General features: G+C 73.0%; 6 protein-coding genes. 4 read left to right on the top strand and 2 right to left on the bottom strand.

Going from position 1 to position 21,543, the window contains the following annotated elements; translation table 11 throughout:
• The first annotated feature begins 38 nt into the window (after positions 1–38).
• On the top strand, positions 39–2,075 hold the full coding sequence (recQ, locus tag ACGFYP_RS05915) for a DNA helicase RecQ (RefSeq protein ID WP_393486829.1): 2,037 nt from the start codon (positions 39–41) through the stop codon (positions 2,073–2,075).
• Between the two features lie 8 nt (positions 2,076–2,083).
• Here the strand turns inward: recQ and ACGFYP_RS05910 are convergent, their stop codons facing one another.
• Together ACGFYP_RS05910 and ACGFYP_RS05905 are read right to left on the bottom strand one after the other, a co-directional pair.
• On the bottom strand, positions 2,084–3,175 hold the full coding sequence (locus ACGFYP_RS05910) for a winged helix DNA-binding protein (protein WP_393486827.1): 1,092 nt from the start codon (positions 3,173–3,175) through the stop codon (positions 2,084–2,086).
• 102 nt (positions 3,176–3,277) lie between these two features.
• A complete protein-coding gene (locus tag ACGFYP_RS05905) occupies positions 3,278–4,225 on the bottom strand; it encodes a methionyl-tRNA formyltransferase (protein WP_361968367.1) in 948 nt (315 codons plus the stop codon).
• 248 nt (positions 4,226–4,473) lie between these two features.
• On the opposite strand from ACGFYP_RS05905, the gene ACGFYP_RS05900 reads away from it, so the two are divergent.
• The 3 genes from ACGFYP_RS05900 (at position 4,474) to ACGFYP_RS05890 (ending at position 21,543) form a co-directional block, all read left to right on the top strand.
• A complete protein-coding gene (locus ACGFYP_RS05900) occupies positions 4,474–5,826 on the top strand; it encodes a lysine N(6)-hydroxylase/L-ornithine N(5)-oxygenase family protein (protein ID WP_361968365.1) in 1,353 nt (450 codons plus the stop codon).
• A gap of 240 nt (positions 5,827–6,066) precedes the next feature.
• The gene (locus ACGFYP_RS05895) at positions 6,067–7,113 is read left to right on the top strand and encodes an iron-siderophore ABC transporter substrate-binding protein (protein WP_393486824.1); all 1,047 of its coding nucleotides are present in this window, start codon (positions 6,067–6,069) and stop codon (positions 7,111–7,113) included.
• A gap of 126 nt (positions 7,114–7,239) precedes the next feature.
• Positions 7,240–21,543 carry an amino acid adenylation domain-containing protein gene (locus ACGFYP_RS05890; RefSeq protein WP_393486822.1) on the top strand — a complete coding sequence of 4,768 codons (14,304 nt, stop codon included), beginning with the start codon at positions 7,240–7,242 and terminating at the stop codon, positions 21,541–21,543.

The raw sequence follows: 21,543 nt of genomic DNA, 5'->3' as shown, positions 1-21,543 counted from the left end.
TGGACGGGAGTGTCGGCCGTCGCCGTTAGGCTTCTGGAATGGCCCTTCCGGAAGCTTCCCCCGCGACCACCTCCGAGGCATCGGAGGTGCTGCACCGCGTCTTCGGCTACAGCTCCTTCCGAGGCGCGCAGCAGGAGATCGTCGAGCAGGTCGTCGGGGGCGGCGACGCCCTCGTCCTGATGCCCACCGGCGGCGGCAAGTCGCTCTGCTACCAGATCCCGGCGCTCGTCAGACAGGGCACGGGCGTCGTGATCTCGCCGCTCATCGCGCTGATGCAGGACCAGGTGGACGCGCTCACCGCCCTCGGCGTGCGGGCCGGCTTCCTGAACTCGACGCAGGACCCGTACGAACGGCAGACGGTCGAGCAGGCCTTCGTCGCCGGTGAGCTCGACCTGCTCTACCTGGCTCCCGAGCGGCTGCGTACGGAGGGGACGCAGCGGCTGCTGGACCGGGGCACGGTCTCGCTCTTCGCGATCGACGAGGCGCACTGCGTCGCCCAGTGGGGTCACGACTTCCGGCCCGACTACCTCGCGCTGTCGATGCTGCACGAGCGCTGGCCCAAGGTGCCGAGGATCGCGCTGACCGCGACGGCCACCGAGGCCACCCACGCCGAGATCGCGACCCGGCTCGGTCTCCAGGAGGCCCGGCACTTCGTCGCGAGCTTCGACCGTCCGAACATCCAGTACCGCATCGTCGCGAAGAACAACCCGCTCAAGCAGCTCCTCGAACTGATCAGGACCGAGCACGAGGGGGACGCCGGAGTCGTCTACTGCCTCTCGCGCGCCTCGGTGGAGAAAACCGCGGCCTCCCTGGTGGAGCAGGGCGTCGACGCCCTGCCGTACCACGCGGGGATGGACGCCCGGACCCGCGCGGCGAACCAGGCCCGCTTCCTGCGCGAGGACGGCGTCGTGATCGTGGCGACGATCGCCTTCGGCATGGGCATCGACAAGCCGGACGTGCGTTTCGTGGCCCACCTGGACCTGCCGAAGTCGGTCGAGGGCTACTACCAGGAGACCGGCAGGGCCGGGCGCGACGGGGAGCCGGCCACGGCCTGGCTGGCGTACGGACTGCAGGACGTCGTCCAGCAGCGCAAGCTCATCGAGGGCTCCGAGGGCGACGAGACCCACCGCCGCTCCCTGGCCACGCACCTGGACGCCATGCTCGCGCTGTGCGAGACGGTCGACTGCCGTCGGGTGCGGCTGCTCGCGTACTTCGGCCAGCAGGGCGAGCCGTGCGGGAACTGCGACACCTGCCTGACGCCGGCCGAGTCCTGGGACGGCACGGTCGCGGCGCAGAAGCTGCTGTCCACGGTGTGGCGCCTGGCGAAGGAACGGCGCCAGAAGTTCGGCGCCGGCCAGATCATCGACATCCTGCAGGGCAAGAAGACGGCCAAGGTCATCCAGTTCGACCACGACGGCCTGTCGGTCTTCGGCGTCGGGGCGGACCTGTCCACGGCGGAGTGGCGCGGAGTCGTACGCCAGCTGCTCGCGCAGGGTCTCCTCGCGGTGGAGGGCGACTACGGAACGCTCGTGCTGACGGAGGCGAGCGGCGAGGTGCTGGGAGGCCGCCGCCAGGTCCCGATGCGCAAGGAGAAGGCCGTCGCCGCGAGCTCCCGCAAGGAGTCCGGCTCGCGCTCCGGGAAGGGCGCCCGCGTGCCCGTCGACCTTCCGGCGGAGGCCGTTCCGGTCTTCGAGGCGCTCCGCGCCTGGCGGGCCGCGACCGCCCGCGAGCAGGGCGTACCGGCGTACGTCGTCTTCCACGACGCGACGCTGCGGGAGATCGCGACCCTGTTCCCCACGACGGCCCAGGAGTTGGGCACCGTCGGCGGTGTGGGCGAGGCCAAGCTCGCCAAGTACGCCCAGGGCGTCCTGGACACCCTGGCCGAGAGCCGCGCCCCCGGGGCGGGAGCCCCGGAGCCGCAGGCCTCGGCGTCGCAGCCGGTGCGGTCGCAGCCCGCGGAGCCGGGGCCCTCCGTGTCGCGGTCCCCGGAGCCGGGGCCTCGGGAGGAGTTCGACGAGGAGCCGCCCCTCGACCCCGAGGAGGAGGCGGAGCCGCCCTGGGACGACTGGCAGTGAGCGGCCGGTCAGGGCCGGTCGGCGAGGAGCGCGCCGGGGGAGGGGAAGTACTCCTCCGCCGAGACCTCCCGGCCCCCTTCGGCCCGTAAGCGGCCGAGGACGAGGCCGGGTCCTGCGCCCGTCGCGGCCGTCGGCCCGGTGACGATCACGACGCCCTCGTCCTCCCCGTGGAGCACCAGGCCGGGGGCGCCGGAGTACGTTCCGTCGGAGACCCTCGCCGTGAGGAGTTCGAGCCGCCGGCCGTCGTGGTGCGTGTAGGCCGTCGGGAAGAGGTGGAGCCGGTCCTCGACGAACCGGGCGATCTCCTCGGCCGGGCGCGTCCAGTCGATCCGGCCGTCCTCGACGGAGCCCGCGCGGGCCGGCGTCTCGTACCGCGGGTGCTCGTGGACCACGCCGGCCGGGGCCGGTTCGAGGTGCCGATGGACACGGCGGAGCAGGGAGGCGAGCACGTCGCGTTCCTCCTCGCTCAGCGGAGCCAGGATGTCGTCGTCGGCCGACGCGATGTCCGCGTTGAGCCGCGCCAGGAACGACCTGCCCTCAGGCGTCAGCCGTACGACGACGCGGCGGCGGTCGGCGGGATCCCGGGCGCAGTCGAGATGGCCCGTCTTCACCAGATCGTTGACGATCTTCACCAGGTCGCTGGCGTTCATGTCCAGCCGTGAGGCGAGGACGGTCTTCATCTGGGGACCCAGATCGGCGACCATCGCCATCACGGTCAGGTGCCACAGGCGCAGTCCGTGCGCCGACAGCTTCTCGGTGAGCCTGCGGCGCGCGGCCTTGCCGAGCGCGTACATCAGATAGGCGTTGAGGCTCAGCACACTGGGCGGCGTCGTGCTCAACGACCGCGGGCCGACGGGCGCATCGCCGCCGGGCGCTTCGCCGCCGGGTGCGGAGCCGGTGGCGTCCCCGGCGGCGCCCGCGGGGGAGGGGGCGGCCAGAAGGGCCGAGAAGCCGCCCGGGACAGGGCCGATCGTCAGATCGGTGTCGGCGAGGGAGCTGAAGACCCGCGCCCAGTCGGTAGGGATGTTCGATATGCCCACGACGGCGAACCGTGTGCCGTTCGCGTCGTGCGCGGTGCCGGAGGTCACCCGGTGTTCCATGGAATTACCTGTTCCCCGTGCGAGTCAGGTGCACCTGACCCAGTCATGCCGGAATGAGGCCGGCGCCCCCAGGACCGTCTGGGGGCGCCGGAGTTCGGGAGATCAGGGACGGCTGGTGAGGTAGCCGCCCATCGAGGTGAAGTACTCCGTCGCGGGCAGCTCGCGGCCGTCCTCTGTCCGTACGCGCGTGATGGCCAGGCCGTGGTTGCGGCCGGTGCGCGCGTCCGCGCCGGCGACGATGACGACGCCCTCGCCCTCGCGGTAGAAGATCCGGCCGGGCGTCCCGCCGTAACGGCCCTCGGAGACCACGGCGGAGAGGACTTCGAGGCGCTTGCCCTTGTGGAAGGTGAACGCGGCCGGGTAGGGGGCCGACTGGGCGCGGACCAGGCGCCCCAGGACCTCGGCCGGCCAGTCCCAGTTGATGCGGATGTCCTCTTCGGCCCGCTTGTGGAAGAAGCTGGCCTGGGAGCGGTCCTGCTTGGTGAACTCGGTCTGCCCGGAGGCGATCAGGGCCAGGGCGCCGACCGTGACGGGGGCGATGAGGTCGACCGTCTTGTGGAAGAGGTCGGTGGCGGTGTCCGTGGGGCCGATGGCCACCGCGCGCTGGTCGACGATGTCGCCCGCGTCGAGCACCTCGTCCATCATGTGCGCCGTGACGCCGACCTCCGACTCTCCGTTGATCATGGCCCAGATGATGGGGGAGAACCCTGCGTACTTGGGCAGGAGGGAGTCGTGGATGTTCAACGTGCCGTGCCGGGGCAGGGTGTAGATCCGCGGCGGGATCCACGTGCGCCAGTTGTTGGCCACGATGATGTCGGGGTCGGCGTCCTTGAGGCGCTGGAACAGCTCCTCGTCGTCGGGCCTGTTGCGGATGACGACCGGAACGCCGTGCTCCTCGGCGAGATCGGCGACCGAGTCGCTCCAGATCTTCTCGTAGGCGTGCTCGCTCTTGGGGTGCGTCACGACCATCACGACGTCGTGCTCGGAGTCCAGGAGAGCTTGCAGGGTGCGGTGCCCCCAGGTCTGGTAACCGAACATGACGACCCGCATGGGGTTCCTCCTCAGAAGAGCGAATGACCGCGCCAAGTAAAGCAAGCCTTACCTAAGGATGCAACGGGCCCTCTTTTCACGCCCGTTCGGCGCCGTGATCTCTGGCTTGTCCGTTTTGCCCAGTCGACAGTTCGAGCCAGGTCAGGTTAGCTTTACCTAAGTTCGGCTGGCCGGTGCTCACGGCGAGGTCGGCGCCTCGTATTTTCATCCACGCCTCACAGGCGGCTGTCCCGCACGATGGGAGTGACATGTCACAGGTTCTTCCTGGCGACACCCCTCTGGTCCATGACCTCATAGGTATCGGCTTCGGGCCGTCCAACGTGGCCATGGCGATCGCGCTCAGCGAGCACAACGCTCGCGTCGGGAGGCAGGAGGCGGTCACCGCTCACTTCTTCGAGCGCCAGGCGAGCTTCGGCTGGCACCGTGGCATGCTCATCGACGACGCCACGATGCAAGTGTCCTTCCTCAAGGACCTGGTGACGCTCCGTAACCCGTCGAGCGAGTACACCTTCCTGCGCTATCTGCAGAGCAAGGGCCGGCTGATCGACTTCGTCAACCACAAGAACCTCTTCCCGCTCCGCGTGGAGTTCCACGACTACTTCGAGTGGGCCGCGGCGAAGGTCGACGACATGGTCTCCTACGGCCACGAGGTCATCTCCGTCGAGCCCGTGATGCGCGACGGCGTGGTCGAGTACCTCGACGTCACCGCCCGCTCCGGCACGGAGACGGTGGTCCACCGGGCCCGGAACCTCGTCATCGGCACCGGACTTCGTCCCGTGATGCCCGAGGGCGTCGAGCGGACCGACCGCGTCTGGCACAACTCCGACCTGCTCGCCAAGGTCGACGGCATCGAAGGCACCGACCCCAAGCGCTTCATCGTGGTCGGCGCCGGCCAGAGCGCCGCCGAGAACGTGGCCTACCTGCACCGCCGCTTCCCCCAGGCCGAGATCTGTGCCGTCTTCTCCCGCTACGGCTACAGCCCGGCGGACGACAGCAGCTTCGCCAACCGCATCTTCGACCCCGCCGCCGTCGACGAGTACTACACGGCTCCCGACGACATCAAGCGCCGGCTGATGGACTACCACGGGAACACCAACTACTCCGTGGTGGACATCGACCTCATCGACGACCTGTACCGGCAGGCGTACCAGGAGAAGGTCCTCGGCACCGAGCGGCTGCGCTTCCTCAACATCTCGCGCCTCACGGGCGTCGAGGAGGCCGGGGACACCGTCCGCGCCACCGTCACCTCCCTGGTCACCGGCGAGGAGAGCGTGCTCGACGCCGACGTGGTGGTCCTCGCCACCGGCTACAGCCAGGCGGACCCCATCGGCCTCCTCGGCGACGTCGCGAAGAGCTGCCACCTGGACGACGAGGGCCGGGTCCGCGTCGAGCGGGACTACCGCATCGCGACCGACCCCGAACTGCGCTGCGGCATCTACCTGCAGGGCGGTACGGAGCACACGCACGGCATCACGTCGTCGCTGCTCTCCAACACCGCGATCCGGGTCGGCGAGATCCTCGACTCGATCGTCGACCGTGGCCCGGAGCCCGCACCCGGCGTCCCCCAGCAGGTCGCCGACGGCATCGGCTCGGTCCGCTGACGCCACGCGGCCGCTGACGCCCGGTCGAACACCGGGCCTCCGGTCCAACCGGCCCCTCCGGTCCATCCGGCCCCTCCGGTCCATCCGGCCCCTCCGGTCCGCCCCCGGGCGGTCCGGTGAGGAAGCCCTTCTCCCCGAGGGCCTTCCTCCTCGAGCCCCCACACGCCCCGCTCGCCGCCTCGCGTCGTCGTACGCGGTGGGCGCGGCACGCACCGTGTCATCCCCGTGAAAGGAACATCCGTGTCCACTGGTACGCGCCCCTCTCTGGCGAGCTTCGTCAGATACGTCCCCCGGGTGGCCGTCGCCACCGTCGCCGCGCTCGCGCTGTCCGCCTGTGGGGGCGGGAGCGAGAAGACCGAGTCCAAGCCCTCGGGCGAGGCGTCGGCCTCCAAGTCCGCCGCCTTCCCCGTGACGGTGGAGCACAAGTACGGCTCGACGACGATCGACGCGGAGCCGAAGAAGGTCGTCACCCTGGGCCTGTCGGACCAGGACGCGGTGCTCGCGCTCGGGATCAAGCCGGTCGGGGCGGTGGACTGGTTCAAGGAGACGCCGTACGGCAAGTGGCCGTGGACCAAGGACAAGTGGGGTTCCACGAAGCCGGAGATCGTCGGTGAGCGCGACGAGTACAACATCGAGAAGATCGCGGCGCTCAAGCCCGACCTGGTGATCGCCCAGTACTCGGGCATGAAGAAGGAGCAGTACGACACGCTCTCGAAGTTCACCAAGGTCGTCGCCCAGCCCAAGGACCTCCCCGACTACGGTGCGTCCTGGCAGGTCATGACGCGGCAGATCGGCAAGTCCCTCGGCAGGACGGCCGAGACCGAGAAGCTGATCACCGACATCGACGCCCGCTTCAAGGCCGTCCGTGACAAGCACCCCGAGTTCGCCACGAAGACCATCGCCGTCGCCGACAGCTTCGAGGCCGGCAAGTACTCGGCCTTCACGAAGACCGACCCGAAGGCGATCTTCTTCTCCGAGCTCGGCTTCAAGCTGAAGCCCGAGATCGACACCCTGGCCAAGCCGGGCTGGAACGTCGCCGAACTCAGCGCCGAGAAGCTGAACGTGCTCGACGTCGACCGCCTCGTCTGGGTCACCTCGAGCACCGAGGCCAACGAGCGCATCAAGGCCGAGCCGCTCTACAAGAAGCTCAAGGTCAACCAGGAGAAGCGCGACCTGTTCGTGCCCTACCAGGACCCGGACATCGGCGCCGCCTTCTCCTTCAACACCGTCCTGTCGATCCCGTACGCCATCGACGAGGTCGAGCCGCTGATCGCGGCCGTCAAGTAAGGCGCCCGCCCACCGGCATCCCGCCCGCCCGCGGACCTCTCGCGGGCGGGCGGGCCCCGCTCTCCAGCCGGGACCCGCCGGGACCCACCTCACCGACGCACCACCAGGGAAAGGCCCATTCGAACGATGTTTGACGTCGAGTCGGACCGGACGTCCGCTTCCGGAATACCCGTCACGGGCGGGCAGTCCGGTATCTGGCTGGCCCAGCAGATCGACCCGGACAGCTCCGCCTACAACATCGTGTTCGCCCTTGACCTGCGAGGTGACGTCGACCTCGACCGTCTCGCCGCCGCCGTACGGCAGTCCGTCGACGAGGCCGAGACCCTGCACGTGCGCGTCGGCGCCGGCGACGGCGGACCCCGCCAGACGCCCGCCCGCGCCCCCTTCGACATCCCCGTCGTCGACCTGCGCGCCGCCACCGACCCCGCGCGCGCCGCCGCCGACTGGACGGCCGAGGACCGCGAGCGTCCCGTGGACCTCGCCCGCGACCCCCTGTTCTCGCACGCCCTGCTGCGCCTGGCCGACGACCACGTCCTCTGGTACCAGCGCTACCACCACATCGTCACCGACGGCATGGGCGTCGCGCTCGTCACCCGCCGCGCCGGCGAGCTCTACACCGCGGGCGACGAGGCCCCCGCGCCCCGCGACTGGGCACTGACCCGCCTTGTCGACGCCGACCTCGCCTACCGGGCCTCCGCCGCGCACCAGGACGACCGCGCCTTCTGGCTCGACCGCCTCGCCGACCGGCCCGAGCCGGTACGCCTGGTCGAGCGCGGCCAGGTGCCCATGACGCGGCGGCTGCGCAGGACCACGGAGCTGACCGCCGAGCGGACCCGGCGGCTGCAGGCCGCCGCCGAGCACGCCGGCACCCGCCCGTCCCGTCTGCTGGTCGCGGCCGTGGCCGCCTATCTCCACCGCGTCAGCGGCGAGCAGGACCTCGTCCTCGGCCTGCCGATCGCCGCGCGCCTCGACGCCGTGTCGGCCGAGGTCCCCGGCATGGTGTCCAACATCGTGCCGCTGCGCCTCGCCGTCCGCCCCGGCACCACCGGCGCCGAACTCCTCACCGCCGTACGGCACGGGATCGGCGAGGCGGTCGCCCACGGGCGCTACCGCGCCGAGGACCTGGCCAGGGAGCTGGGCCTCGCCGACGGCGTGCCCGAACTCGTCGGCCCCACCGTCAACATCCTGCCCCGCCCCGAGGACCTGCGCTTCGGCGACCACGCCACCGCGCTCGAACCGGTCTGGCTCGGCCCGGTCAGCGACCTGGCCCTGAGCTTCGCCGAGGCCTCGGGCGGATCCGGCCTGCGCGTCCACCTCGACGCCGACGCCGACGTCTGCGACGAGGAGACCCTGCGCGCGCACGAGGAGCGCTTCCTCGCCCTGCTCGACGCCTTCGCCGAGGACCTCGACCGCCCGGTCGGCCACATCGAGCTGACCTCGCCCGCCGAACGGGCCCGGCTCCTCGACGAGTTCGGCATCGCCCCGCGCGAGACCGCCGAACTCTCCTGGCCCGCCGCCTTCGAGCGCCAGGTCCGCCGCACCCCGGACGCCGTCGCCCTCGTCTGCGAGGACCGGGAGCTCACGTACGCGGAGCTGAACGCGGAGGCCAACCGGCTCGCCCGCCTCCTGGCCGACCGTGGCGTCGGCGCCGAGGACGTCGTCGCCGTCGCCGTTCCCCGCTCGCCCGAACTCGTCGTCTCCCTGCTCGCGGTGATGAAGGCGGGCGCCGCCTACCTGCCGCTGGACGCCGACCACCCGCAGGACCGGATCGCGTACATGCTCACCGACGCCGGTGCGCGCACGGTCCTCACCACGGACGAGCTGTCCGCCGCCCTTCCGGACCTCCCGGGCGTCACCCGGCTGCATCTCGACGCGCCGTCCCTGGCCGCCGAGCGGGCCGCCCTCGACGCCTCGGACCTGGACCTGCCCATCGCCCTCGACCGGGCCGCGTACGTCATCTACACCTCGGGCTCCACCGGCCGGCCCAAGGGCGTCGTCGTCTCCCACGACGGCGTCGGCAGCCTCGTCGCCACCGCGACCGACCGCATCGGCATCACCGCCGAGAGCCGCGTCGTCCAGTTCGCCTCCGTCGGCTTCGACGTGACGGTCTGGGACCTCATCATGTCGCTGTGCGTGGGCGGCCGGATCATCGTGGTCCCCACCGAGCGCCGCGTCGCGGGTCCCGCCCTCACCGAGTACATCGCCCGGCACCGCGCCACCCACATGATCCTCCCGCCGTCCCTCGTCTCGGCCCTGCCGCAGGACTGCGACCTGCCCGACGGCGCCGTCCTGATCGTCGGCACCGAAGCGGTGCCCAGCGAGCTGATCGCCCGCTGGAACGGCAGGCTCCAGGTCGTGGTCGCGTACGGCCTCACCGAGGCCACCGTCAACTCCACGCTCTGGGTCGCCACCACCGACCGGCCGGGACCCGCGCCCATCGGCGAGCCCGACCCCAACACCCGCGCCTACGTCCTCGACGCGGCGCTCCGCCTCGTACCCGTCGGCGCCGAGGGCGAGCTGTACGTCGCCGGGCGCGGCCTCGCCCGCGGCTACCTCGGCCGGCCCGGCCTCACCTCCGAGCGCTTCGTCGCCGACCCGTACGCCGACGAGCCCGGCGCGCGGATGTACCGCACGGGCGACCGCGTCCGCTGGGCCGCCGACGGCAACCTGGAGTTCCTGGGACGCTCCGACGGCCAGATCAAGATCCGTGGCCACCGCATCGAGCCCGGCGAGATCGAGAGCGCCTTCATGGCCTGCGAGGGCATCGCCCAGGCCGCCGTCCTCGCCCGCGAGGACCACCGCAACGCCAAGCGGCTCGTCGCCTACCTCGTGGCCGAGACCGGTACGGACCCCGAGGCCGCCGTCGCCGCCGCGCGCACCCGGATCGGCGAGGCGCTGCCCGACCACATGGTCCCCTCCGCCGTCGTACGCCTCGAAGGACCGCTGCCCCTCACGCCCAACGGCAAGCTCGACAGCCGCGCCCTGCCCGAGCCCAGGTGGACCGCGACCGCGGGAGGCGACGCACCCACCACGCCCGCCGAGACCGCGCTCGCCGCGCTCTTCGCCGAGGTGCTGCGCCTGCCGTCCGTCGGCGTCCACGACAGCTTCTTCGAGCTGGGCGGCGACAGCATCGTCGCCATCCAGCTGGTCAACCGCGCCCGCGAGGCCGGACTCGCGATCACCCCGCGCGACATCTTCCGCCAGCGGACGGTCGCCGCGCTCGCCAGGACCGCGGACACGGCCGCCGCCTCCCCGGCGTCCTCGGCCGCCCAGGCCGCTCCGCGCGCCGTCGAGCTCGACGAGGACGCCCTGCCGGTCTCCCCGCTCCAGGAAGGTTTCTTCTTCCACGCGGAGTTCGACCGGGACGCGAGCGACCTCTACGTCGTCCAGGAGCTCATCGACCTCGCCGGCACCGTCGACCCGGAGCGGCTCCGGGACGCCCTCCAGCTGCTCCTCGACCGGCACCCGCTGCTGCGCGCCGCGTTCCGCCAGCTCCCCGGCGGCGAGGTCGTCCAGCGCATCGCCGACCGCGCCGACCTGCCGTGGCAGGAGGCCGACACCGGCCGCACCGCCCTCGAGGAGGTGCTGCGGCAGGACCGCGCCGAGGGCTTCGACCTCGCCCGGCCGCCGCTGATGCGGGCCACCCTGATCCGGGACGGGCAGCGCCACCGGCTGCTGCTCACCCTGCACCACATCATCGCCGACGGCTGGTCGGTCTCCGTCCTGCTGCGCGAACTCACCGCCGCCTACCGGGGCGAGACCCTCCCCGAGCCGCCCGCCCCGCAGCCGTATCTGGCCTGGCTCGCGGGCCGGGACCTCGACGCCGCCCGCGAGGCGTGGCAGCACGCCCTGGCCGGTCTGGACGGCCCGACCCGGCTGCCCGCCTTCACCACGGGAGACCACGCCACCGGCCACCACCGCGGCGCGGGCGAGCAGGGCGCGCCCGTCGCCAGGCCCGAGCACGTCGACGTCCGGCTCCCCGAGACGCTCACCGCCGACCTCACCGCCCGCGCCCGCCGCACCGGCCTGACCCTCTCCACCGTCGTCAACGGCGCCTGGGCGCTGCTCATCGGCGGACTCACCGGCAGCCAGGACGTCGTCTTCGGCACCACCGTCTCCGGCCGCACCACCGAGGTCGAGGGCCTGGACGCGGCCGTCGGCCTGTTCATCAACACCGTGCCCGCCCGGGTCACCCTGCGGGGCGGCGAGTCGCTCGCCGAGCTGCTGCTGCGCGTCCAGGACGAGCACGCGGCCCTCCTGGACCACCAGCACCTCGGCCTCGCCGAGATCCAGCGGATCGCGGGCGGCGGCGAACTCTTCGACACCCTCGTCGTCTTCGAGAACTACCCGTCCGGCGACCTGGCCGCCGACGGGGACCAGGAGGCGCTGCGCCTGACCGGCGCCGAGGTCTTCGACGCCGTGCACTACCCGCTCGCCCTCATCGTCGAGCAGGGCGGCGCCGGGCTCGCGCTGCGCTTCAAGTACGACGCGGCCCGGCTCGACCAGCTCTCCGTGGCCGTGATCGCCCAGCGCTTCGAGGCGCTCCTGCGGACCCTCGTGGCCGACCCCGCCCGCCCGGTCGCCCGCGTCGGGCTGCTCTCCGAGCGGGAGACGGAAGCCCTCGCCGCGCTCAACGCCACCACCCACCCGCTGCCGGACGCGGACGCCACGCTCGCCTCCCTCTTCGCCGCGCAGGTGGCCAGGACGCCTGGCGCCCCCGCCGTCGTCTTCGAGGGCACCACCCTGTCGTACGCCGAACTCGACCGGCGCGCCGAGGCCCTGGCCCGTCGGCTGCGGGCGCGCGGCGCGGGCCCCGAGCGGTTCGTCGCCGTCGCCGTGCCCCGCTCGGCCGAGCTGATGGTCGCGCTGCTCGGCGTGCACAAGGCGGGCGCGGCCTACCTGCCCGTCGACCTCGACTACCCGGCCGACCGGGTCGCGTTCATGCTCGCCGACTCCGGCGCCCGTACGGTCGTCACCACCGCCGACGCGGCCGGCCTGCTGCACGGCGTACCGGACCTCGACCACGTGCTGGTGGACAGGGACGAGGAGGCCCCCGACACGGAGGCCCCGGTCGCCGAGGCCGTCCACGCCCGGCCCGACCACCCCGCGTACCTGATCTACACCTCCGGCTCCACCGGGCGCCCCAAGGGCGTCGCGGTCACCCACCGGGCGATCGTCAACCGCCTCGCCTGGATGCAGGACGCGTACGGTCTCCACCCCGACGACCGGGTGCTCCAGAAGACCCCGTCCAGCTTCGACGTCTCCGTCTGGGAGTTCTTCTGGGCCCTGATCGAGGGCGCCACCGTCGTCCTCGCCCGGCCCGACGGCCACCGTGACCCGGCGTACCTCGCCGAACTGATCCGCACCGAACGGATCACGACGCTGCACTTCGTCCCGTCGATGCTGGCCGCCTACGTCCAGGTCATGGAGGCCGCCCCCGGCGCCCCCGCGTGGGCGGAGAGCCTGCGCCGCGTCTTCTGCAGCGGCGAGGCCCTCACAGGACCCGACGCGCGCCGCTGGTCGGAGCTGACCGCCCGGCGCGGCGAAGGACCGGTGCCGCTGCACAACCTGTACGGCCCCACCGAGGCGGCCGTCGACGTCACGTACTTCCCGTACGAGGGCGGCGGCGAGCTCGCCGTACCGATCGGCCGGCCCGTCTGGAACACCCGCCTGTACGTGCTCGACTCCTTCCTACGCCCCGTCCCTGACGGCGTGCCGGGCGAGCTGTACCTCGCCGGCGTCCAGCTGGCCCGCGGCTACCACGACCGGCACGGCCTGACCGCCGAGCGGTTCGTCGCCGACCCGTTCGGCGAGCCCGGTGCGCGGATGTACCGCACCGGCGACCTGGTCAGCCGGCGCGCCGACGGCGCCGTCGAGTACCTCGGCCGCACCGACCGCCAGGTCAAGGTGCGCGGCAACCGCATCGAACTGGGCGAGATCGAGGCCGCGTTGGCCGCCCTCCCGGGCGTCGCCCGCGCCGCCGTGATCGTCCGCGACGGCGCCCTCCTCGGCTACGCGGTGCCGGCGCCCGGCGCCGCACCGGACGCAGAGGCGCTCCTGGGGGCGCTCGCGGAGGCGCTGCCCGCGGCGATGGTGCCGACGGCCGTCACCACCCTCGACGCGCTGCCGCTCTCGCCCAGCGGCAAGCTCGACCAGAACGCCCTGCCCTCGCCGTCCGTCGCGCCCCGGGCCGGCGGACGCCCGCCCCGCGACGAGCGGGAGCGCGCCCTCTGCGAGATCTTCACCGACGTCCTGGGGCTGCCCGGGATCGGTGCCGACGACGACTTCTTCATGCTCGGCGGCGACAGCCTCAGCTCCATCTCCGTCGCCACCCGCGCCCGTGAAAGGGGACTGACCATCAGCCCGCGCGATGTGTTCGAGCACCGTACGCCCGCCGCGCTCGCCGCGACGGCCGCGCAGGTGCCGGACGAGCCCGCCGCCGAGGCCGCCCCCGAGGCGCCCGCGACCGGGGTGACCGTGTCCGCCGCCGACGCCGGGCAGGCCGCCGCCGCCCTGCAGGCGATGCTCGCCGCGCAGGCGCAGTCCGGCGCGGCCGTCGACCCGGCCCTGCAGGCGATGCTCGCCCAGCTCACCGCGGGCGCCCCGGCGGAGCAGGAGGCCCCCGCGCCGCTGGGCGGCCTCGAACTGACCCCGGAGGAGGCCGAGCGCGTCGAGGCCGCGGCCGGACTCCCGGTCGCCGACGTCTGGCCGCTCTCCCCGCTCCAGGAGGGCATGTACTTCCACGCCACCTACGACACCGGTGACGCCCTCGACGTCTACCTCTCGCAGGAGAACCTGGACTTCGACCGCCGCCTGGACGCCGACCGGCTGCGCGCCGCCTGCCGGGCGCTCCTGGAGCGCAACGCGAGCCTGCGCGCCGGATTCACCAGCGACGGCCTGCCCCGGCCCGTGCAGTTCATCGCCGACGGCGCCGAGATCCCGCTGACGGTGACCGACCTCACCGGGCTGCGCCCCGAGGAGCGGAGCGCCCGCCTCGACGAGCTGCTCGCCGCCGACCGCCGGCAGCGCTTCGACCTGTCGGCGCCGCCGCTCTGCCGCCTCCAGCTGATCCGGCTCGGCGACGGCCGCGACCGCCTCGTCGTCACCCACCACCTCATCCTGTGGGACGGCTGGTCCGCCTGGCTGTTCCTGGAGGAGCTCTTCACGCTCTACGAGCGGTCCGGCGACACCACCGGCCTGCCCGCCCCCGGCTCGTACCGCGACTACCTGGCCTGGCTGGACGAGCAGGACACCGAGCGGGCCGTCGACGCCTGGCGCGACGCGCTCGCCGGCTTCGACGAGCCCACCCTCGTCGCCCCCACGGGCCGCGACGCGGGCCCGGTCATCCCGGTCGACCTCGACGCGACGATGAGCCGCGAGACCAGCGACCGGCTGCGCGCCCTCGCCCGGCAGCACGGCCTCACCCTCAACACGGTCCTCAACGCCGCCTGGGGCCTGGTCCTCTCCGCGATGACCGGACGCGGCGACGTCGCCTTCGGCACCGCGGTCGCCGGACGCCCCGCGGACGTCCCGAACGTCGCCGGCATCATCGGCATGTTCCTCAACACCATCCCGGCCCGGGTCGCCTTCGCCCCGGACGAGCCGCTGCTCGCCCTGCTGCGCCGCATGCAGTCCGAGCGCGCCGCCGTCATGCCGTACGAGTACGTGGGTCTCGGCACCCTCCAGCAGGAGACCGGCCACCGCCGCCTCTTCGACACCCTCTTCGTGCTGCGCTCCGCCGACGGCGAGGACCGTGCCGCCGCGCTGCGGCAGCGCCACGGCATCACCGACGTGTCGAACGTCGACGGCACCCACTTCCCGCTCACCCTGATCGTCACCCCCGAGACCCGGCTGCGGGTCACCCTCGCCGCCCGCCCCGACCTCTTCGACGCGGAGGCCGCCGCCACCATCCTCGGCCGGTTCACGACCGTCCTGGAGCGGCTCGGCGACCTGCTCGCCGCCCCGGACGCCGGCACCGCCCGGACCGTCGGCGTGGACCTGCTCCTGCCGACGGAGCACGCCGCGCTGACCGCCGAGTGGGCCGGCAGCCGCGAGCCCGTACCGAACGAGACCATCGCCGACATGCTGACGGCCCAGGTCGCCCGCACCCCGAACGCGGTGGCCCTCGTCTTCGGCGAGCGCGCCCTGACGTACGCCGAACTCGACGCGCACATCAACCGGATCGCCCGCCTGCTCCTCGCCAGGGGCGCGGGACCCGAGAAGGTCGTCGCGCTCGCGCTGCCCCGGTCCATCGACATGGTCGCCGCCCTCTTCGCCGTCCTGCGGACCGGCGCCGCGTACCTGCCGCTCGACCTGGACCACCCGGCCGACCGGCTGCGCCTGATGGTCGAGGACACCGGACCGCTCTGCCTCGTCTCCACCGCGGCCGTCGCCCCGACCCTGCGCGGACCCGACGGCGCCGTCGCCCCCGAACTCCTCCTGGACGACGAGACCGTGGCCGCCGAACTGGCCGCCCTGTCCGGCGGGGAGATCACGGACGCCGAGCGGCCCGCCTTCGCCCACGACGTCGCGGACCGTCTGGAGTACCCGGCGTACGTCATCTACACCTCCGGCTCCACCGGCCGGCCCAAGGGCGTCGTCACCCCCTACCGGGGCCTGACGAACATGCAGCTCAACCACCAGAAGGAGATCTTCGACCCGGCCATCGCCTCGGCCGGCGGACGGCGCCTGCGCATCGCGCACACCGTCTCCTTCGCCTTCGACATGTCGTGGGAGGAGCTGCTCTGGCTCGTCGAGGGCCACGAGGTCCACGTCTGCGACGAGGAGCTGCGCCGCGACGCCGAGGCCCTGGTCGCCTACTGCGACCTGCACCGGGTCGACGTGGTCAACGTGACCCCCACCTACGCCCAGCTCCTCATCGAGGAGGGACTCCTCGACCGGGACGAGCCCGGCTCGAGCGGAGCGGGGAAGCACCGCCCCGCGCTCGTCCTGCTCGGCGGCGAGGCCGTGTCCGACACGGTGTGGACCAAGCTGCGCCGCACCGAGGGCACGTACGGCTACAACCTGTACGGGCCCACCGAGTACACGATCAACACCCTCGGCGGCTCGACCACGGACAGCGCGACCTCCACGGTCGGCATGCCCATCCGCAACACCCGCGCCTACGTCCTCGACGCGATGCTGCGGCCGGTCCCGCCGGGCTGCCCCGGCGAGCTGTACATCGCCGGCACCGGCCTCGCCCGCGGCTACCACGACCGGCCAGGCCTGACCGCCGAACGCTTCGTCGCGGACCCCTTCGGCGAGCCGGGGGAGCGGATGTACCGCACCGGCGACCTCGTACGGCAGCGGCCCGACGGGCTGCTCGACTTCCTCGGCCGCACCGACGACCAGGTGAAGATCCGCGGCTACCGCATCGAACTGGGCGAGATCGCCACGGCCCTCTCCTCGCACCCCGAGGTCGCCCACGCCGCGGTCGTCGTCAACGAGAGCACCGGGACCAAGCGGCTCGTCGGCTACTTCGCGCCGGAGGACGGCACGGAGCCCGGCGAGGAGCTGACCCAGCGGCTGCGCGAGCACCTGAAGGCCGGGCTGCCGGACTACATGGTCCCCTCCGCGCTCGTCCCGGTGGACACCCTGCCGCTCACCGTCAACGGCAAGCTGGACGTACGCGCCCTGCCCGCCCCGGACTTCGCGGGATCGGGCACGAGCCGCGCCCCGCGCACCCCGCGCGAGGAGACGCTCTGCGTCCTCTTCGCGGAGGTCCTCGGCCTGCCCGAGGGCAGCGTCGGCATCGACAGCGACTTCTTCGAGCTCGGCGGCCACTCGCTGCTCGCCACCCGCCTCGTCAGCCGCGCCCGCACCGCTCTCGACGCCGAACTCGCCATCCGCGACCTGTTCGAGGCGCCCACCGTCGCCGAGCTCGTCGAGCGCGCGGACCGCGCCGGCGGCGCCGCACGGCCCGCCCTGACGGCCGCCGAGCGGCCCGACGAACTGCCGCTCTCCCACGCCCAGCAGCGGCTCTGGGTGATCCAGCAGATCGAGTGCACCTCGGCCGCGTACAACTTCCCGCTGGTCATGCGCCTGCGCGGAGCCCTCGACATCGAGGCCTGGGGCGCGGCGCTCGCCGACGTCACCGCCCGCCACGAAGCCCTGCGCACGGTCTTCGTCGAGCGCGAAGGACAGGCCCTCCAACGCGTGCTGCCCGCCCACGAGGCGCGGCCCGTGCTGGAACGCCTTTCCGCCACCGAGGACCAGGTGCCCGCCCTGATCGAGGCCACCGTCAACCGGCCGTTCGACCTCGCAACCGAACTGCCGCTGCGCGCCACGGTCGTGGAGCTGGCCCCCGAGGACCACGTCGTCGTCCTGCTGCTCCACCACATCACCACCGACGAGTGGTCGGACCGCCCGTTCCTGCGCGACCTGGCCGCCGCCTACGCGGCCCGCACCGCGGGGACGGCACCGCGCTGGGAGCCGCTGCCCGTCCAGTACGCCGACTACGCCCTCTGGCAGCAGCGCCTGCTCGGCGACCCGGCGGACGCCGACAGCCTGGCCGCCCGCCAGTTGGAGTACTGGCGCACGACCCTGGACGGCGCCCCCGAGGAGCTGGAGCTGCCCACGGACCGGCCCCGGCCCGCCCGCCCGGCGTTCTCCGGCGCCGAACTGGACATCGCCTTCGAGGCCGACGTCCACGACGGCCTCAAGCGGCTCGCCCGCGAGACCGGGGCCAGCATGTTCATGGTCGTCCACGCGGCCGTGGCGGCCCTGCTGCACCGCATGGGAGCCGGTACGGACATCCCGCTCGGCTCGCCCATCGCGGGCCGCGGCGACGAGGCCCTCGACGACCTGGTCGGCTTCTTCGTCAACACCCTCGTGCTCCGCAGCGACCTGAGCGGCGACCCGTCCTTCACCGAGCTGCTCGGCCGGGTCAGGGAGACCGACCTCGCCGCCTTCTCGCACGCCGACGTGCCGTTCGAGTCGGTCGTGGAGAAGCTCAACCCGACCCGATCCCTCTCCCGGAACCCCCTGTTCCAGGTGATGGTCGGCTACCACGCCCGCACCGGCGACGGCCTCGAACTGTCCGGCCTGAGCGCCGACTACGTGCCGTTCCGCATCCGCTCCGCCAAGTTCGACCTGGTGTTCAGCTTCACCGAGCACACGCCGGCCGACGGCTCCACCGGCTCCCTGGCCTGCCGCCTGGAGTTCGCCACCGAGCTGTTCGACCACGAGACCGCCGAGCGCCTCGGCGACCGCCTCCGGGCGCTCGTCGCGGCCCTCGTCGCCGCACCCGAACAGCCGGTGTCGCGGGCGGAGATCCTCGCCGACGACGAACGGCACCTGGTCCTGGAGGGCTTCAACGGCAGCCCCCGCGAGGTCGACGAGGAGACCTTCCCCGCCCTCTTCGCGGCGCGGCTCGCCGAGCACCCCGACGCGGTCGCCGTCGTGGACCGCGCCCGGACCGTCTCGTACGCGGAGCTCGACGCCCGCTCCAACCGCCTCGCCCGGCTGCTCGCGGCGCGCGGGGTCGGCGCCGAGAGCGTGGTCGGCGTCGCCGTGCCCCGCTCGGTCGACATGGTCGCCACGGTGCTCGCCGCGCTGAAGCTGGGCGCCGCGTTCCTGCCGCTCGACCTGGTCCACCCGGCCGACCGGCTCACGTACATGATCGAGGACTCGCGGGCGGCGCTCGTGGTCGGCACCGAGCCCGTCGCCGGCAAGATCCCGCAGGTCGCGGGCGTACCCGTGGTGCTGCTCGACGAGCCGACGGTCGCCGCCGAGCTGGCGACCCTGCCCGAGAGCGCGGTCGAGGCGGCACCGGTCCTCCTGGACCAGGGCGCGTACGTGATCTACACCTCCGGCTCGACCGGCCGCCCCAAGGGCGTCGTCGTCCCGCACGAGGGCATCGCGAGCCTGGTCGCCACGGCGGTCGACCGGATGGGCCTGGAACACGACAGCCACGTCCTGCAGTTCGCCTCGATCGGCTTCGACGTCTTCGCGTTCGAACTGTCCATGGCGCTCTGCCACGGCGGCCGGCTCGTCCTCATCACCGACGAGGCACGCGTCGCGGGCCCCGCGCTCACCGACTTCCTCGCCGAGCAGCGGATCACCCACATGATCCTGCCGCCGTCCCTGGTCTCCGCGCTGCCGCCCGGCTGCGAACTGCCCGAGGGATCGACCGTCCTGGTCGGTACGGAGACGGTGCCGCCGGACGTCTTCGAGCGGTTCGGCGCCACGGCCCACCTGATCTGCGCCTACGGCCTCACCGAGGCGACGGTCAACTCCACGCTGTGGCCCTCCCGCGAGCACGGCGGCCGCCCCACCGGCCGGGTGCCGATCGGCCGCCCCGACCCCAACACCCGCGCCTATGTCCTGGACGACCACCTGCGGCCCGTCCCGCCGGGCGTCGTCGGCGAGCTGTACGTGGCGGGCCGCGGCCTCGCCCGCGGCTACCTCGGCAAGGCCCCGCTGACCTCCGAGCGGTTCGTCGCCGACCCGTACGGGGCGCCCGGCAGCCGCATGTACCGCACCGGTGACCGCGCCCGCTGGCGCGCGGACGGCAACCTCGACTTCCTCGGGCGCGTCGACACCCAGGTGAAGGTCCGCGGCTTCCGCATCGAGCTGGGCGAGATCGAGGCCGCGCTCGCCGGACACCCGTCGGTGGCCCAGGCCGCCGTGGTGCCCGACCGCGACGGCGACATCGTCCGCCTGGTCGGTTACGCCGTGCCGGAGGCGTCCCCGGAACTCGACCTCGACCCGCAGGAACTGCGCGCCCATGTGGCCGGGCTGCTGCCCGAGTACATGGTCCCCGCGCTCGTCGTCGCGCTCGACGGGCCGCTGCCGCTGACCCCCAACGGCAAGCTGGACCGCAAGGCGCTGCCCGTACCGGACTGGGCGGCGATGACGGGTGACGCACGGCCGGCCAACGAGACACAGGCCAGGCTCGCCGCGCTGTTCGGCGAGATCCTCAAGCTGGAGAAGGTCGGCGTCCACGACAACTTCTTCGCGCTCGGCGGCCACTCCATGGCCTCGATGCGGCTCCTGGGCCGTATCCGCGCCGAGTTCGGCGTCGAGCTGAGCATCCGCGACGTCTTCGACGCGCTGACCGTCGCCGGCATCGAGGGCAAGCTCAAGGGCGCGTCGACGGCCCGCCCGGCCCTGCGCCCGGCGGAAGGCCGCCAGGAACCGCTCCTGGCCGCCCCCGTCCAGCGCTGGCAGTGGGACGCCCACCAGCGGCACGCCGGCTTCGACCACGCGCTCGTCCTGCGCTCGCCCGGCGGCCTCGACCCGGACGCGCTGTCCGCGGCGCTCGCCGACGTGGCCGACCGCCACGAGCCGCTGCGCACCGCCTTCACGGAACGCGACGGCGCGCTGCACCTCCGGGCCGTCGAACCCCCGGTCCTCACCCTGGAGGACTGCGCGGACCTGGAGGCGCGCCTCACCGAACTGGCCGCCGGATCACCCGAGGCCGACCACAAGGCCCCGCTCGGCGCCCACCTCCTGACGGCGCCCTCGGGGGAGCAGGCGCTGCTGCTGACCATGCACTACCTGGCGGTGGACGAATGGTCGGTGGTCCCGCTCTTCCGTGACCTGACGACCGCGTACGCGGCCCGCAGGACCGGCCAGGAGCCCGGATGGGCGCCGCTGCCGGTCTCGTACACGGACTACGCCACGTGGTCCCGCGAGGTCCTGGGCGACCTGAGCGACCCGGACAGCCGGGGCGGACGCCAACTCGCCTACTGGCACGAGACCCTGAAGGACGCCCCGACCCGACTGGCCCTCCCGGCGGACGGCCCCCGCTCCTCCACGCCCGGCGCGGACCACGTGGGCTTCGTCCTGGACGAGGAGCTGCACGCGGCCGTGGACGAGCTGGCCCGGGCGACCGGCACCAGCATGTTCATGGTGCTGCACTCCGCCCTGGCGGCGCTGCTCACCGCCCACGGCGCGGGCACCGACCTGCCCATCGGCACGATGGTCGCGGGCCGTACGGACGACCAGCTGGCCGACCTCGTAGGCTGCTTCTTCAACACGGTCGTGCTCCGCACGGACACCGCGGGCGACCCGACGTTCGCACGGCTCCTCGCCCGCGTACGGGAGACCACGCTCGGCGCCCTCGACCGGCAGGACGTCCCGTTCGAGGAGGTCGTCTGGGCCACCGGGCTGCCCCAGGAGGGCCCGCAGGTCATGGTGATCCACCATGAACAGGCGGACCTGGAGCAGCTGGAGGGCGGCATCGGCTCCCTCGACGCCGTACCGACCGGCTCGACCAGGGCGCAGCTCACCCTCAGCTTCTACGAGCCGCAGGGCGAAGGACCGGTCCACTGCGGCCTGATCCACGCCACCGACCTGTTCGGCACCGCCAAGGCGCGGAGGCTCGCCGACGAACTTCAGAGGCTGCTGCGTACTGTGGCCGCCGACCCGGAACAGCCGCTCTCGGAGCTGTTCACCGCCATGACCGAACCGTCGACAAGGACGTGA

This window comes from Streptomyces sp. NPDC048370, assembly GCF_043200825.1.
Taxonomy (GTDB): Bacteria; Actinomycetota; Actinomycetes; order Streptomycetales; family Streptomycetaceae; genus Streptomyces.
The sequence above is the reverse complement of the archived record's forward strand: the minus strand, read 5'-3'. Positions and strand labels throughout refer to the sequence as shown.

Bases quoted from the DNA above. Each gene is read 5' to 3' on its own strand.
- recQ (WP_393486829.1), top strand. From the start codon at position 39: ATGGCCCTTCCGGAAGCTTCCCCCGCGACCACCTCCGAGGCATCGGAG.
- ACGFYP_RS05910 (WP_393486827.1), bottom strand. From the start codon at position 3,175: ATGGAACACCGGGTGACCTCCGGCACCGCGCACGACGCGAACGGCACA.
- ACGFYP_RS05905 (WP_361968367.1), bottom strand. From the start codon at position 4,225: ATGCGGGTCGTCATGTTCGGTTACCAGACCTGGGGGCACCGCACCCTG.
- ACGFYP_RS05900 (WP_361968365.1), top strand. From the start codon at position 4,474: ATGTCACAGGTTCTTCCTGGCGACACCCCTCTGGTCCATGACCTCATA.
- ACGFYP_RS05890 (WP_393486822.1), top strand. From the start codon at position 7,240: ATGTTTGACGTCGAGTCGGACCGGACGTCCGCTTCCGGAATACCCGTC.